The sequence below is a fragment of the Clostridia bacterium genome (assembly GCA_012840125.1).
Classification (GTDB): Bacteria; Bacillota; DULZ01; order DULZ01; family DULZ01; genus DULZ01.
The window spans coordinates 1-15,782 of record DULZ01000105.1 but is presented as its reverse complement, the minus strand read 5'-3'; the positions used below and the strand labels follow the sequence as shown (position 1 = coordinate 15,782).

16 protein-coding genes are annotated in these 15,782 nt (G+C 53.6%); 1 reads left to right on the top strand and 15 read right to left on the bottom strand.

Annotated features, from left to right (window positions below; genetic code table 11):
* Positions 1 to 65 precede the first annotated feature (65 nt).
* The 11 genes from GXX34_12355 to GXX34_12305 form a co-directional block, all read right to left on the bottom strand.
* The gene (locus GXX34_12355) at positions 66 to 425 is read right to left on the bottom strand and encodes a multidrug efflux SMR transporter (GenBank protein ID HHW08299.1); all 360 of its coding nucleotides are present in this window, start codon (positions 423 to 425) and stop codon (positions 66 to 68) included.
* Positions 426 to 485: 60 nt separating this feature from the next.
* A complete protein-coding gene (locus GXX34_12350) occupies positions 486 to 1,367 on the bottom strand; it encodes an MBL fold metallo-hydrolase (protein HHW08298.1) in 882 nt (293 codons plus the stop codon).
* Positions 1,368 to 1,443: 76 nt separating this feature from the next.
* Positions 1,444 to 1,662 (bottom strand): NifU family protein, encoded by a 219-nt coding sequence (locus tag GXX34_12345; protein ID HHW08297.1) that lies wholly within the window; start codon positions 1,660 to 1,662, stop codon positions 1,444 to 1,446.
* A 103-nt stretch (positions 1,663 to 1,765) separates the two neighbouring features.
* Entirely contained in the window at positions 1,766 to 2,374 is a 609-nt protein-coding gene (locus GXX34_12340) for a GAF domain-containing protein (GenBank protein HHW08296.1), read from the bottom strand.
* Positions 2,375 to 2,487: 113 nt separating this feature from the next.
* Positions 2,488 to 4,101: a chaperonin GroEL gene (groL, locus tag GXX34_12335; GenBank protein ID HHW08295.1), complete on the bottom strand. Its 1,614-nt coding sequence runs from the start codon at positions 4,099 to 4,101 to the stop codon at positions 2,488 to 2,490.
* 16 nt (positions 4,102 to 4,117) lie between these two features.
* A complete protein-coding gene (locus GXX34_12330; protein HHW08294.1) occupies positions 4,118 to 4,402 on the bottom strand; it encodes a co-chaperone GroES in 285 nt (94 codons plus the stop codon).
* A 129-nt stretch (positions 4,403 to 4,531) separates the two neighbouring features.
* Entirely contained in the window at positions 4,532 to 5,404 is an 873-nt protein-coding gene (locus GXX34_12325; GenBank protein HHW08293.1) for a diacylglycerol kinase family lipid kinase, read from the bottom strand.
* A 119-nt stretch (positions 5,405 to 5,523) separates the two neighbouring features.
* A complete protein-coding gene (locus GXX34_12320; protein HHW08292.1) occupies positions 5,524 to 7,677 on the bottom strand; it encodes a hypothetical protein in 2,154 nt (717 codons plus the stop codon).
* Between the two features lie 104 nt (positions 7,678 to 7,781).
* Positions 7,782 to 7,955: a hypothetical protein gene (locus GXX34_12315; protein ID HHW08291.1), complete on the bottom strand. Its 174-nt coding sequence runs from the start codon at positions 7,953 to 7,955 to the stop codon at positions 7,782 to 7,784.
* A gap of 143 nt (positions 7,956 to 8,098) precedes the next feature.
* Positions 8,099 to 9,616 carry an aminotransferase class I/II-fold pyridoxal phosphate-dependent enzyme gene (locus tag GXX34_12310; protein HHW08290.1) on the bottom strand — a complete coding sequence of 506 codons (1,518 nt, stop codon included), beginning with the start codon at positions 9,614 to 9,616 and terminating at the stop codon, positions 8,099 to 8,101.
* Positions 9,617 to 9,714: 98 nt separating this feature from the next.
* On the bottom strand, positions 9,715 to 10,809 hold the full coding sequence (locus GXX34_12305; protein ID HHW08289.1) for a fructose 1,6-bisphosphatase: 1,095 nt from the start codon (positions 10,807 to 10,809) through the stop codon (positions 9,715 to 9,717).
* A 176-nt stretch (positions 10,810 to 10,985) separates the two neighbouring features.
* Between GXX34_12305 and GXX34_12300 the strand changes: the two genes are divergently transcribed.
* Positions 10,986 to 11,993 (top strand): DUF3048 domain-containing protein, encoded by a 1,008-nt coding sequence (locus GXX34_12300; GenBank protein HHW08288.1) that lies wholly within the window; start codon positions 10,986 to 10,988, stop codon positions 11,991 to 11,993.
* 34 nt (positions 11,994 to 12,027) lie between these two features.
* Here the strand turns inward: GXX34_12300 and GXX34_12295 are convergent, their stop codons facing one another.
* The 4 genes from GXX34_12295 to GXX34_12280 form a co-directional block, all read right to left on the bottom strand.
* The gene (locus GXX34_12295; protein HHW08287.1) at positions 12,028 to 12,624 is read right to left on the bottom strand and encodes a hypothetical protein; all 597 of its coding nucleotides are present in this window, start codon (positions 12,622 to 12,624) and stop codon (positions 12,028 to 12,030) included.
* 11 nt (positions 12,625 to 12,635) lie between these two features.
* Positions 12,636 to 13,334, bottom strand: coding sequence for a hypothetical protein (locus tag GXX34_12290; protein ID HHW08286.1), 699 nt, complete (start codon positions 13,332 to 13,334; stop codon positions 12,636 to 12,638).
* 321 nt (positions 13,335 to 13,655) lie between these two features.
* On the bottom strand, positions 13,656 to 14,243 hold the full coding sequence (locus GXX34_12285) for an indolepyruvate oxidoreductase subunit beta (GenBank protein ID HHW08285.1): 588 nt from the start codon (positions 14,241 to 14,243) through the stop codon (positions 13,656 to 13,658).
* Positions 14,236 to 15,782, bottom strand: a 1,547-nt coding sequence (locus GXX34_12280; GenBank protein ID HHW08284.1) for a 4Fe-4S binding protein, incomplete at its 5' end; no start/stop codon positions are given. The genes GXX34_12285 and GXX34_12280, both read right to left, overlap by 8 nt.

Genomic DNA, 15,782 nt, shown 5'->3' with positions numbered 1-15,782 from the left:
CCGGGACACAGGCCGCCGGCAGCAAATACAAAGGCAACCGGCCTTTTGATCTGCAAAAGCCCGTTCTATTTGTACTTGTCCCGGCTCCGGACCTGGTTCACCTGTTCCGCATCGGAGGTACCGGTCACCAGTTTAATGCCAATCACCCCGGTGATAATCAACCCGATGAAGACAAACTGGATGACGGAAATGGCTGTTTTGAGGATCAACCAGTCCACCAGCACAATACCGGCGGCGCCCATACCGGTGAAAACGGCATAAACTGTGCCCGCCGGCAATCTTTCACAGGCCTTGATGATAAAATAGAAACTCAAGATGATCATGATCCCGGTACCGATCCAATGCCAGACAGTATTGGAATGCCTCAATCCTATAACCCATAGTATTTCAACGATACCCGCCAAAAACACATATGCCCAAGACATGCTTTCCTCCTCAGGACACAGCAGCGTTTGCGTTAGTTTTGCTTCTCCTCTCCTTCTGCTTTACAGGGCAAAATAGACGCCATCGTCTTTGGCAATGAGGCCTTCTTGCTCCAGTTTAGCCAGGTGCTTGAGCACCATCATCTCTTCAAAAAACCGGAAAACCAGTTCAGGCTCGGGATGCTTCCGGTAGATCAATTTCGCATCCACGATTGCCTCCAAGGCCCGCGGCTCCCGTAAGAATTCCAGCAGGAGTTCATCCCGCCGGTCGAGGACCGCCAGGTACTGGTTAAAGCGCTCGGTAATGTTTTCCTCTACCGGCTCCAGGTGGCCTGTCAAAACCAGCCTCGGTTTGAGATCTCGCAGTTTGATGATGGAGTCCCGGAACGCAATAATATCCGCCTCGGGATTCCCGTACCAGGGGCCGAAAGAAGTCAAGTCAATGTCCCCGGCAAACAGGATCTCTTCTTCCTCAAAAAAGAAAGCACAATGTCCCGGCGTATGCCCCGGGGTATGGATCACCCTCGCTTTGGTGCCCCCGAAATCCATCACGTCCCCGTCGGCCAAGAAACCGTCTACCCGGCAAACGGGCAGGGAGCCGCGGCTGTAAAAGTAGTTCAACACATAATCCCGGCCGAGCCGGGCCAAGCCGCTGGCTTGCAAGTAGTTCTCTTCGCTGGACAGGGCTCGGGCATCCCATGGATGGGCCAAAATGCTGGCTCCGGAAAACAAACGATTGCCCCGGGAATGGTCAAGATGAAAATGGGTATTGATCACCAGGTCCGGGGCACAACCGGAGGCTACCTCCTCCAGGTCCCCCCGGTCGGCACCGGTATCAATAACCGCTGTCACGTCATCTTGGATGAGCAAGCTGTTGGCATGGGGGACTCTGCCCCCGTTGGTACCTTGCAGAAAAGTAATGCGTGAACTGATTTTTTTAAACATTCTGACCACCTAGCGACTACTTCGAGTTACTAAAAAAAGCGGTCTGATTTTATCAGCCCGCCCCTAACTTCACATTTTAAACCTGCACTACTTCCTTAACCTCGGGAATCTCGGATTTCAAAACTCTTTCGATGCCCTGCTTCAAAGTCATGGTAGCCATCGGGCACCCGCCGCAAGCTCCTACCAAACGAACCTTGACGACGCCATCCTCCACTGCCACTAACTCCACGTCTCCACCATCCGCTTGCAAACGGGGACGGATCTTATCCAATACATCTTTAACTTTATCGACCATGCTGTCACCCCTTTCTGGATCATTATACCACAGTGCCACGGAAAAATGTCAACTAATAAATAATTACTGCCGGCAAACCTATGGTTTGCATACCGGATGGAACTTATGCATGCCCGGCGGGAAAACGGGCCTCCAAGACTTTCTTGCCCAAAAGCACGGCCAGGATCCCTAAGCTGCTCTGGTGGACGCCCGTACATGCTCCCAGGATGCCTGCCACCCTGCCGGCGGCCAAAACAGGCGCCGCGCTGCTGGCCACCCGGTGATAGCAGCTGTAATAATGCTGGGCTCCGCCGACAAACACGGTGTTGTTTTCTTCCAGCGCCAGGCTCATAGCCATGGTTCCTACGGTGGCTTCATCAAAGCACATCCCCGGCTCCAGCTCCCCGGATACCAGCAAACGGCTGTTGCCCTGCCAGTCCAGCAGCACTCCTTGCGGGTCCAGCAGCACCAGCAATAACTCATCCCCGGCTAAGTACTCCTCCAACTCTCGAAAAGTCCCCCGGAAGGCTTCCATCAGAGCAGGATCCCCTGCCGGCGAGGGTTCCGTCTTAGGCAAGCGAGCGGGCATGAACTGGACCGGCAGCTGCCCCCGGTTCTTGCAGCGAAGCCAGGAACGAGCAATAGGGGCAGGAACCTGGGGCACCAGTTCACCCATCTGGACAAACCGCTGCCAGGCGCGCAGCGCTTTTTCTTGATCAAAGGACCCTTTCATTTTCTCCTCCTGGTAAAGATGCTCTCAAGGTTTTCTCCCCTGCTGCCCCTTTTTCCTGCTGCATCAATAAAAAAGGGCAGGGCATATCATCCCTACCCTTTTTACCCACAAGATTAATAATCCATGTCAGGCATGGGCGGTGTAGCCGGTTTCTTTTCAGGAATTTCCGCCACCAGGGTTTCGGTGGTGAGCAGCATGGAAGCAATGCTGCAAGCGTTCTGCAAGGCACTGACGGTAACCTTGGTCGGGTCGACGATACCGGCCTTAATCATGTCTTCATAGACTTCGGTGGCAGCGTTGAAGCCCACGCCTTTCGGGGATTCCTTCACTTTGCCAACCACTACGGAACCTTCGTAACCGGCGTTATTGGCGATCTGGCGGAGAGGCTCTTCTAAGGCCCTGCGGATGATTTGCACACCGGTAGCCTCGTCGCCTTTGACATCCAGTTTATCCAAAGCGGGAATGGCATTGACCAGCGCTACGCCGCCGCCGGGTACAATACCTTCTTCCACCGCGGCTCTGGTCGCGGACAGGGCGTCCTCGACGCGGTGCTTCTTCTCTTTCATTTCCGTTTCGGTAGCAGCACCCACCTTGATGACCGCTACGCCGCCGGCCAGCTTCGCCAGGCGCTCTTGCAGTTTTTCACGGTCGTAATCGGAATCCGTTTCTTCGATCTGACGGCGGATTTGCTTGACGCGAGCTTGGACGGCTTCACTGGAACCGGCACCTTCAATGATGGTGGTGCTTTCCTTGCTGATCTTCACCTTCTTGGCCCGGCCCAGCATGCCTAAATCGACACTGTCCAGCTTGACGCCCAGGTCTTCGGAAATGAAAGTACCGGCGGTCAAGATGGCGATATCTTCTAACATAGCCTTCCGGCGATCACCGAAACCGGGCGCTTTCACGGCAGCCACGCTCAGAGTGCCGCGCAGCTTGTTCACGACCAGGGTGGCCAGGGCTTCGCCCTCGACATCCTCAGCGATAATCAACAAGGGTTTGCCGGCGCTCACTACTTTTTCTAACAGGGGCAAGATGTCTTGGATGGAAGAGAGCTTCTTCTCATACAGCAAGATGTATGGGTTGTCCAGTTCCACTTCCATGGCTTCGGTATTGGTGACGAAATACGGGGAGATATAGCCGCGGTCAAATTCCATCCCTTCCACCAGTTCCACGGTGGTTTCAATGCCCTTGGATTCTTCAATGGTGATGACGCCGTCGCGGCCCACTTTCTCCATGGCTTCCGCAATCAGTTCGCCGATTTCCCGGTCGTTGGCGGAAATAGAAGCCACGTGAGCGATTTCTTCTTTGGTGTTGACGGGAACGCTGTTAGCTTTTAATTCCTCAACGATAACGGCAACGGCTTTGTCCATGCCTCTCTTGAGGAAGATGGGGTTAGCGCCCGCTGCGACGGTCTTCATGCCTTCCTTCACGATAGCCTGTGCCAGGACGGTAGCCGTGGTAGTGCCGTCACCGGCGATGTCATTGGTCTTGGAGGCTACTTCTTTACAGAGCTGAGCTCCCATGTTTTCATAAGGATCCTTCAGCTCGATTTCTTTCGCTACGGTTACACCGTCTTTGGTGATGATCGGGGAACCGAATTTACGCTCTAAAACCACGTTTCTCCCTTTCGGGCCAAGGGTAACTTTAACAGCGTCAGCCACTACGTTAACGCCACGCTCCATAGCACGGCGGGCTTCTTCATTGAAAAGTAATTGTTTACCAGCCATATGTAGGTGTCCCTCCTTACTTAATAATAGCTAGAATATCGCTTTCACGAAGAATGAGGTATTCTTCCTGATCGATTTTAACTTCAGTGCCACCGTACTTGGCAAAAATCACGCGATCGCCCACTTTCACTTCAGGCTCGACAACGGTGCCGTTATCCAGCCTACGGCCAGGACCGACAGCGATGACTTCCCCTTCTTGGGGTTTTTCCTTGGCCGTGTCAGGAAGGATAATCCCTCCTTTGGTTTTTTCTTCTCCTGACGATACTTTAACTACGACGCGATCAGCGAGTGGCTTGAGCACCAAAGCTCCCTCCTTCAGACTGTATTTCTTCCTGTTAGCACTCACTGCTGGCTAGTGCTAACAACAACCAATTATATGATACATAGGAGAAATACTCCTGTCAAGTCCTTGAGAAGAAAAATCCCCCGGTTACGGTACCAGCACAGGCAAGGCTTTCGGCACCAATTCGATCTCCAACGGCGGGTGCAGGATGATCTCCCCGTCCACCTGGACCGCCAGGGTGTGATCGCCTTTAATCACCAGCTTGCTGGCGGTAAAACTGCTGACCCGGGGGTGAGAAAGATGGGTACCGGAGAATATCTTCGGAAAGCTCATAATAAACTGGGTCTTGGCCACATCCCCCACCAGGACCACCTGGAACACGCCGTCGTCCACCCGGGCATGGGGGAACATCCGGAGGCCGCCGCCGATATACCGGCCGTTGCCGACTGCGGCCAACAGCAGTTTTCCCGTAAACTCGGCATCACCAGTCTCCACCGTGATTTCCCGGCTGCGGTAAGTAGCCAGGACTTTCACCAGGGAAGCCAAATAGGCCGGCATGCCCCTCAACCGGCGAAACTGTTCATTAGTAACCCTGACTACTTCGGCGTCAAAGCCCGTCCCCACGGCATTCAAGAACCGCCTGCCGTTGATGAGGCCCATGTCCACCATTTTGATCTTACCCCGGGCCAACTGCCTCAAAGCTTCCTCAGGATTCTTGGCTACACCCAGGGTGCGGCACAAATCGTTGCCGGTGCCCGTCGGCACGATGCCCAAGGCGGTACCGTTAAGCTGCAGCCCGTTGAGCACTTCATTGACGGTCCCGTCGCCGCCAAAAACAAAGATTTGCCGGTAACCGCCCTGGGACAGCCTGGCGGCCAGCTTTTCCGCATCGCCGGGACCGGAAGTCAAATATGGTTCCCCGGCATTAATGCCTGGGGGTAAGTCGGTCCGGAGCTTTGACCAGATCCTTTCCGTGCGGCCCCGGCCGGCTGCGGGATTAATAATAAATGCCGTCTTCAAGCCCACTCCTCCTCGTACTAAAAAACATTCTCTACTTCACCATTTGTTGGCAAAATCCTCTTTCCCCATACAAAAAAGCCCCGTAGGGCTGTTCCCTGCAGGGCTTTACTCCTTTCCGGTTAATCGGATTGTAAGGCTTTAACCACGGCGATGGCTGCCTCGCCTCTGGTCACTAGGTTTTGGGGCAAGAATTTACCGTCGACGGCAGGCACGATGCCGAGGGCATCGGCCAACACCGCATGGCCGGTGTATTCCCTGGAAATATCCTGGCCGTCGGCAAAGGGCACTTTGTAGATCTCAGGTAATGCTGCGGCTTTTTCCAAACCGGTATACCTGATTAAAGTGGCGGCTAACAATTCCCTGGTGACGGTGGCTTCCGGGTCCACTTCCCCGGGTTTTAACAGGCCCTTTTTCAACACATCCGTGATCCAGCTGGTGTACCAGGCAGCCGGGTCAAGCTCGATGCGCGGCATGGGCAGCGGGATAATGGGGGCGCCCCGGTTCTCCAATTTCGAGAGTATTTTCGCCAGCTCCCCTTGGGTGATGGGGCGATCCGGGTAGAATTTCCCATCCTCCGTTCCCTCAATCACCCCGGCGGCGGCTAAGAGCTCAACGGCGCTCTTGGCCGGGTGGTTTTCCAGGTCCGCAAACACCGCCGGCTTGGTGGTTTCGAAAGGTTTACCTTGCCAGTTGAGGGGTGTGCCGGCCACGCCATCCAGCATGGTGTAGGGCACGTCACCCAGGTGGTAAAGGAGCCGCACGACAGGTTCACCGGTCTGCCGGTCGTAAGAGGTGACAAACTCCAACCGCAGGGGCACTTCCTCGCTGTACCACTCCGTGGCTTGTGCTGCATCAATCACGGTATCCGGGGCAGGAAATTCCGCCTTGCTCCAATTCATGTTGTAGCTCTCCACTTGCCCGGTCACGGCGTTCACACTTACTTCGAAACCGTTTTGCGGGAAGGGAATCCCGTTGACCATCCGCTCGTAGACAAACCGGTAGGAACGGGCTTTTTCTTGCTGCCGGGCGGTCTTTAGTTCGTAAATCCGCACCTCCGCGGCCTTTTCAGGCTGCAGTTTGTTGATCAACTCCCAGGCCAATTCCCTGCACTGTTCGTAATCGTACTCAGGTTCTTTTTGGCCTTCCCCACTTTCATACCGGTAACGGTAGAAGCTGAGAATCTCACCGGTTTCACCGTCCACCGCGGCGCTGGCATAACCGCGGAGTTCCTCGCCTTTCTGGGCTTGCCAGGACAACTGCCAAACCAGCCGGTCCGGTTCCTGCCACAGCTTCTGGAGAGAACTGCCTTGCAGTTTGTAGTCGGACGAAAGCTCCATCACCTTGGCCGCGGCGGCCGCCGCTTTCTCTTTATCAATCAGGTTCTTAATTTTCGCGATCTCGGCAATTTCTTCCGGGGTGAGCTCTACTTTCGGCGCACTGCCCGCCGCCAGCTCCCGGGAAGCTACCCCGTCAGCGGCAAAGATGATATACCTGGGTTCCGGTTCCAGGATCCTGCCGGTGACGGGATCGATCCTGACCAGGCCCGGGTCCCGGAGTTTGAACACCAGCTTAATATCGGGTTTTTCTTTCTGGTCGTCCGGAACGGTCCGGAAGTACATCAGCTCCAGGGGAAACTCCCGCTTAAAGATTTGCTGTGCTTCTTCTTGGGACAAGAGTTTATCCGGCACCACCAGTTCTTTTTTATACCAATCAAAAGTGTAGTTGAGGATTTCCCCCGTATCCCCGTTCACGGTGATGTTAATGCCGTTATCCGGGTAAGGAATTCCTTTTACCGTTCTTTCATACCGGAACCCGTAGCTGGGCGGGCTCCAGGGATTCACATCGAGGGAGGGCCTGCTGGGATCCGCCTTCAAGACCAATTCATCCACCCGGTCCGGCTGCAGCCTGCCCACCGTTTCATCGGCAATGGCTTTGGCTTCTTGATAGCTCAGCTTCGGCAGCTTGATGCTGCCGGCTTCCCTCTGGGGATAATGATACATCCGCAGCACTTCCCCGGTCACCGCATCTACTTCGATACTCATTTCCCCGGTCTCGCCGCGCCAGTTCAGCCACCAGGTTGCCGTTTCGCCGTATTCACTGTAACGGGAGGTGAATTCGGTGTACTGGGAAGGCACCGTAAAACTGCTCTTGGCGATTTTGATAGCCTGCTCCAGGGATTTCCCGCTGGCTCCCACGGCGGGCAGGCCGCCGGCGAAAATACTTACCACCAAAAATAAGGCCGCTACTAAACCGGCTAGGAGTTTTGACTTCATGGCTCGCTTTCACTCCTTCTCTTTTTTTATCTGGTTAGACGTGTTTCCCTGGAAAAAGTTCCTTGAAAAAACAGCAAACCCCACGAAAACCGTGGGGTAAGGATTTAACTGGCTGCGCTTTGGGTGTTGCTCTGGTCTTCAACAGCGTCTTCTTTGGCGTATTGGCTAATGGAGTTAAAAGGGAAGACTTTTATCCCCGGATCGTTAATCTGCCTCTCAATGTAATATGCCACACCGATGCACAAGAGGCCGACAAAAGCGATCATGAACCAATCCAAAATTGCCACCCCCTGCTTTTATGGTTTGAAACTCTGCCGTTATTTCCCTTATTTCATGTATTCGCTAAGGAGTTCACTTTTCCTTTCAATAATGTTGCACAAAAACAAAAATGCCGGAGTGTTTTCCGGCATGGAGCGTCAGGTTAACCTACGTCAACACATACTTCTTCTTTTTCCCTGGCAATGGCCACGGCATGCTTCAGTACTTTGATATAGTTGATCTGCTTATCCTCAGTACCTTGTAGTTCTGCGTCTTCCTGCTTCAGGATATTGATATAATCCACCACATTTTGGGTAATCAATTCGCCGGGACATATCAAAGGAATACCGGGCGGGTAAGCCATAATCGCCTCGGCGCTGATCTCCCCGGCCGCTTCCGCTAAGGGAACCACCTTGGTTTCGCTGTAGAAAGCATCCCGCGGCAGCACCATCATCCGGGGGATTTCCGGCAAGGGAGGACAGTATTTCACCACGTTCTTGAGCGGGTTCGCCTTGCAAATAGACTTGATGCAGTCGACTAAATACCGGGCTGTTTCCCAGGTATCGCCGACGGTAATCACGAACATGATGTTATACAGGTCAGAGAGTTCCACCTGCAGCCGGTACTTGTCGCGCAGGAGATACTCCGCTTCATAGCCGGACATACCCAACCCCGTCACGTTGATAATGATCTTGGTGGGGTCGAAGGCATAACAGCCGGGCCGCCCGACCACGTTATCCCCGAAAAGCTGGATCCCCTCCACGGCGCTTAATTCTTTCTTAATCCAGGCCGCCAGGGTCAGGGTTCTTTCCACCAGCTCCCGGCCATGCAGGGCCATCTGCTTCCGGGCCACATCCAAAGAAGTCAACAGCAGGTAGGACGGGCTGGTGGTCTGGGTGATATTCAGCACTGCTTTCACTCGCTTGGCGCTGATCAGACCTTCTTTTAACAAGAGCATGGAACTCTGGGTCATGGACCCGCCCAGCTTGTGGGTGCTGCAGGCCGCCAGGTCCGCCCCTGCTTCCATGGCGGATAAGGGCAGCCTTTCACTAAAAGGCAAGTGAGCTCCGTGAGCTTCATCCACAATCACCGGTATCCCATGACGATGGGCGACTTCTACAATAGCCTGAAGGTCCGAAGCAGTACCATAGTAATTGGGATTGATAATGAAAACTCCTTTGGCATCAGGATGATGCAAAATGGCTCTTTCCACCTGCTCGGGAGTAACCCCCATGGAAATGCCAAAGCCGGCGTCGATCTCAGGTTCAATATAGACGGGGTTAGCCCCGCTCATGATCAAACCGCCGATGGCCGACTTGTGGGCATTACGGGGTATGATCAGTTTATCCCCCGGTTTGCACACAGCCATGATCATCGCCTGGATGCCGGAAGTGGTACCATTCACCAGAAAGAAGGCTTTATCAGCCCCAAAAGCTTCCGCTGCCAGCGCTTCCGCTTCGGCAATGACATCTTTAGGGTTACAGATGTTGTCGAGACCAGGCAGGCAAGTCAGATCCATCTTCAGCACTGTCTCGCCTACATAAGCCCGGAGCTCAGGCAGACCGCTTCCCTGTTTATGTCCGGGGACATGAAAGGGCATAATTCCCTCGTCGATATATTTCTTTACCGCGTCAAAGATAGGTGTTCTTGTCTGGTCCACTCCGCAACCCCCCAGTCGCATCTTCCTCCTTAAAGAGTGCCAAAAGCACATAAGCATATTACATCATATTCGCCGGGAAAATGCAAGGGGTTGCGGCAGTGGAACCTGAGATTTTTTTACTAATCCTCAATGGGCACAAAACGCTCTTTCAGCCGCTCCATGACCTCAGGCATGGTGGTGTATTCCATATCCTCCAAGGGCAGCCGGTGGGGCTCGAACGGTCCAAGTCTTCTCAGGTAATCGGCGATTTCCAGAGCTTGCTTCCTGGCCCGGTCGAAGGACACGTCAGCAAACAGGTCCCGCGGTCCCACCAGTTTCCCGTTGGCAATTTGGAAACCGAGGGCCACCACCCGGGCCGGACCGTCAAAACGGGTCGGGTGAGCATCTTGCAAGCCGACCGGCATCAGGGGACCTTGATGGGAACCGCGCATCCAACCTGCCACCAGGTGCGGGTTAGCAAAGGGCTCCACCGCTTCCCCTACCGCCGGCAAACCGGACTGGCAGCGGACAATGCACACGGGATCGTCCTTACCCACATAACGCCCGGCAGTAAGGTTCAGTCTTTGTGTACTGCATGCAGCAGCGATCTCTCCGGTGGTCTTGGAATAGACGGCTTTGACTGCATAACGTCCCGGTGCCCCGATAAACACCAAGAGATCATACAGTTCCTCAGGCAGGGAGAACTTCACGCTCTTATGTTCGATCAGGTCATGAACTTCCATGATAAAGCCCTGGTGCATCTTGGGATCGATCACCAGGCCAATGGTATTGAAGGGATCGGCAAACATTTTATATAAAGGGAGATTCCATGCGCCGGGCTCCGTCTTATCGGCCATGAAAACAATGACGGGCTCCGCTTTTCTTTCTTCGAATTCCATTTCCGCAACCCCGGGGCCTAAGCCCTTCACATTGCCGGAAAAAGCATCGGACAGCAGGTCTTGTCCCGCTCCGTACAGCTTTAACTCCTTAGCCACCTCCGTGCATGCCACGAAAGTATCCCAGGCCAACTGGTGAATCTCCGCATTATCCACCCCTAACTCGTGGGTCATGATGAGGTTGATGTCATCTCCCACGCTGGTGACATGGAAATCCTTTAAGATACTACTTTCGGACAGTACTTGCTCGGCTTTAGAGAGCAATTGGGGATGGACGCTGGTGTGACCTACCCAGCCCCCAACATCGGCCTTAATCACAGACAAGGTAATTTTGCTCACAAATTATCCCCCCATGCACAAATATGTTATACTATATTGCATTGTATTCGATATAGTGTGGCAAAATACCTTTTCCGTTCCGGGTAAAATATTATGGCAATGATGAAGAAAAGCAGGTAACCGGTCCCCTCGGGGCGAATTTATAGCCGTCATTTTTCTTTAGCAAGGAGATGTCTATGAAGCGCACAATCTATTTCGCTGTTATGGTAGCTCTGGCACTGGCTCTATCCGGCTGCGGCGGTCAACAACCCGAGGTGGAGGACACTCCCCCGCCGGTAACGGCAGTGGAGGAAGCCCCGCCGCCCAGAGACACTTTTCCCAATCCCTTAACCGGGGAACCCATCGAAAAGGCCACTCACCTCATCGCCGTCATGATCAACAACGCCCCTGCCGCCCGGCCCCAGACCGGGTTAGGCAGCGCCGACCTGGTATATGAGGTAGAGATGGAAGGCATGGTAACCCGCTTCCTGGCCTTCTTTTACGGGGAGCTGCCGGAAAACGTGGGGTCGGTGCGCAGCGCCAGGCCCTATGTGATGATGCTGGCCAAGGAATGGGACGCCTATTTTGCCCATGTAGGCGGTTCTGATGATGCTTTTGCCAAGGTGAAGGAATGGGGTATCCGGGATCTGGATGACGTGAGAGGACATAAAGGCTTCTGGGTAGACAAAACGGGCAAGCGTCCTCATAATACATACCTGAATCTTAAAGAAGCCCTGGAAGGCAAGGCGGAAAACGGCAAGTTTCATGACTGGGAATTTGTCGACCCGCCGGAGGGACCGCCCGAGTACAAGGAGATCAGTTTTTCCTACGACCAGTACAACCGCCCCAGCTATGTTTTTGATGAGGAACAAGGGGTATACCTCCGCTATATCAACGGCAAACCGCACCTGGACAAAGCTACCGGGCAGCAAATCGCAGCCCGCAATGTGATCATCCAGTACGCCAGGCACCGGGACCTGGGCACGAAACTCCTCCATATCGACGTGGAGCTAACCGGGGAAGGCAAAGCCGAGTATTTCCTGGGCGGCAAGCATTTCACCGGCACCTGGCGGAAAAAGGATTTGCATTCCCCCACGGAGTACCTGGACGACCAGGGAAATCCTATTAAACTAGTCCGGGGCAAAACCTGGGTGCAGATACTCAGGCCGGGAAAAGCAATCCATAAGGTAGCCGATAACAATTAAGAGAGCTGCTTGCCACCAAGCAGCTCTCAGCTTATCACCGGTAGTATTTTTTTACATGGTAATCAAACAGAGCCTGTAGAACAGATATGGTATTATCTACCGATACAGTTGCGCCTGTATAACCGTCCACAAAGTCAACTTCTTTCCCGTTTCTTATGACCGGCTTCGCATCTTTGATATCTTTCAGGGTGATGATAGCATCGATTTCAGCCTTACTCTTGTATTGCAAATAGGGTAGAAATTCTTGTTCGATCATTTCGTAAGTTAACCCGTTAACCGGGTTTACTGCACTGTCACCCCAAAACTGGAAGGCGATGTTTCTGATGGTGGCTTCCTCAGGGCTGTTATTATTGTTGTTCAGCTCCACATATAAGAGCTGCTGGAAATTCTCCGATGGAGCCCGGCAAGTACACGATAAATAGCTCACTTGATATTTCGTATAGTTGTCCATTTCATATTCAAATAGAATTACGGCCGCAAAATCGCGTTCTTCGCCAGGCTTGCGATGCTTGTAAGTTATGACCCTATCACTGCTGAAATTAGGGTATTCTTGGGAGACCTGCTCCCTTTCACATCCCGGCAACAGGGCGAGCAGCAAGATTAATAACAAACCGGCACCAAGTCTCTTCATATGGCCCTCCGCTAATTGATCTTAGTTAACTGGTCGAAATCAATTAAATGATATTTCAGCCGGTGGAAAGCGTTATATTCATACTTGTTGTTCTCACCATAGGAGACTTTTACATGCACCACGTTATCTCCTTGATACTCCCAGAACCCTCCTATGTTATACAACAAGTCAGGATTGTAACCCAGTTCTATCAATAATGCTTTGGTAAAGCTGGCATATCCTCCCCCGCCGCACATGAGGAAGATGGGCTTATCCTTGGGAAATAGATCGTTAATGATCATTTCCGATTCCCGGTAATTGGGAACTACCGATGCAATCTTACCCTGCTCGTCCCAAGTAAGGGTAAACAGGGTGGGCCCCGTATACTGGGTAGCGGCCACAGCTTCCGGCAAACCCGTCAGATTAGCCAGGTAGGGATATGGCACAACTTCAAACCCTTTGACGGTTCCTGACAGCACCGGATCCCCACCGATGGCGGTATAATCCGCCGGGTCCTCCAGCATCCTCACATCTATGTAAGCTACATCATCCCTGCCCAACCATTCATCGATGGTCTTAATATTGATATTCTTGTCCACCCCGAACATGCTGGTTTCATCCGGTTCAGCCACCGGAATCTCTTTCACCGCTTCCTGACCCTGACCCCCGCAACCTGCCAAGATTAACACCAACAACAAGACAAACCAACCTTTTTTAATGATGTTTTTCATGGGTTACCCTCCCGTTTAGATATTTTTTTCACAAGTTTGGGGGCGTTTTTTGTTTTGATTTCACTGCAGTTCTTTGCTATTGCATAAAGCTGCTAACTTAAGTTTATTATAGTAACATTCAAATTTAGATTCAACACAAGATTTTAATTTATCTATTTTATAATACAGTAGACAACCTCTTGTATTGCGCAAAGACATCTTTGTTCTGGTGAAGGAGCCCTCATCGATGCGCGCCTACAAAAATACAAAAAGAGCTGCCTGTGGCCAGGCAGCTCTCCTTTATTTTGAACTAACCGCTGCGTTTCGTGACGGTGAAGATGATCATGCTTCACAGGGTTTGAAGGCCAACCCCAGTTCGAAGGCTTTCTGGTTTACCGCCAGGGTGTTGGGCGGGACCACCTCGGCCAGAACCCGGCGCCAGGTATCAGCTTCGATGCCCAGCTCCTGGGCCAGCACCCCCAGCAGCACCACATTGACTGCCTTCACATTGCCTGCTTCCTCAGCCAGTTTCAGGGCGGGCACCACTGTCACCCGAGCTGCCGCGGTCAACTGCTCGATGACCTTGTCCGGATAAGAGACGGAGCCCACGATGACGGGCATGGGATCGATTTCCTGGTCATTGACGATGATCTGACCGCCCGGCTTAAGATAAGGCAACCAACGCAAGGCTTCCATCTTTTCAAAGGCCAGAATCACATCCGCCTGTCCTTTGGGAATGGTGGGAGCGTAGACTGTCTCCCCGAAACGCACTTGGGTAACGACGCTGCCGCCCCGCTGGGACATCCCATGAATCTCCGCCACCTTGACTTCCTGTCCCAGGCTGACAGCCACTTGCCCTAAGACCTTACTCGCCAAAACGGTGCCCTGACCGCCGACACCTACCAATAAAATATTGGTTACCTTAGGCATGAGCTTCACCCACTTTCTGCAGGGCGTTAAAGCGGCAAACTTGAACGCACTGGCCGCACCCGTTGCACAACGTGAGATCCACCGACGGCTTGGCTTGCATGAATACCAGGGCCGGGCACCCCAGCCGGCGGCAGCGGCCGCATTCGGTACACTTGTCCTCATCGACGGCCACCGGACCCCCGGTGGGCTGCTGGCCTTTCAGCAGCACGCAGGGTCTCTTGGCGATGATGACGGAGGGCTCCGGTGCGGCGGTCTCTTCTTTGAGGGCTGCTTCTACTTCCGCCAGATTGTACGGGTCCACCACCCGCACCCTTTGAATGCCCAGAGAACGCACCAGCTGTTCCAAGTTCACCGCCGGGGCAGGCTCCTTCTTAGCCGTAAAGCCGGTACCCGGGTGATCTTGGTGCCCGGTCATGGCGGTGGTGCTGTTATCTAAGATAACGGTGGTAAAAGTACCCCCGTTATAGACCACATCCACCAGACCGGTAATGCCGGAATGAAGGAAAGTGGAATCGCCGATAACCGCCACCAGTTTCCTGGCAAACTCCGGACCCCGGGCTTTTTCCAGCCCCAGCGCACCGCTGATGCTGGCCCCCATGCAGATACATGTATCCATAGCCGTCAAGGGTGGGGTAGCCCCCAAGGTATAGCAGCCAATATCCCCCGCTACCGTTAACTTCAGCTTGTTAATGACATAGAACACACCCCGGTGCGGGCAGCCGGGACACAAGACCGGGGGCCGGGCGGGAACCTCCACCTCTACCGCTGCCGCCGTTTCCCGGGCCGCGATCTTCATCGAGGCTGCGATCAGTTCCGGGCTGAGCTCTCCAATCCTGGGGAACAGTTCCTTCCCGATCACGTTGAGCCCCATCCCTTTCAGCTGGTCTTCCAGGAAAGGCTCCAATTCCTCAATGACATAAAGTTGTTCCACCTGGGCGGCAAAGTCTTTAATTAACTTTTCCGGCAGGGGAAAAGTCATGCCGAGTTTGAGCACCGACACTTCCGGCAGGGCTTCTTTCACGTATTGATAAACCACGCCGCTGGTGATGACCCCGATTTTCTTATCGCCCCACTCGATTCTATTGACCGGTGCCGCTTCATTATACCGGACCAATGCCTCCCGGCGGGCTTCCACCAGCGGGTGCCGCTGCCTGGCGTAGCCCGGCAGCATGACGTACTTGGGAGCGTTTTTCTTGTATTCTCCCAGTTCCTGTTCCCGCCGTTCTCCCAGGGAGACCAGGGATTGGCCGTGGGCCACCCGGGTGGTGGTCCTGACCATGACGGGCGTATCGAATTCTTCACTGATCCGGTAAGCTAACACGACGAAGTCCTTGCATTCCTGACTGTCACTCGGTTCCAGGACCGGGATCTTGGCAAATTTGGCATAATTGCGATTATCCTGTTCATTTTGGGAACTGTGCATGCCCGGGTCATCGGCGGAGACCAGCACCAATCCCCCGTTAACTCCCGTATAGGAAAAAGTAAAAAGGGGGTCGGCGGCCACATTGACACCGATATGCTTCATAGCCACTAAGGCCC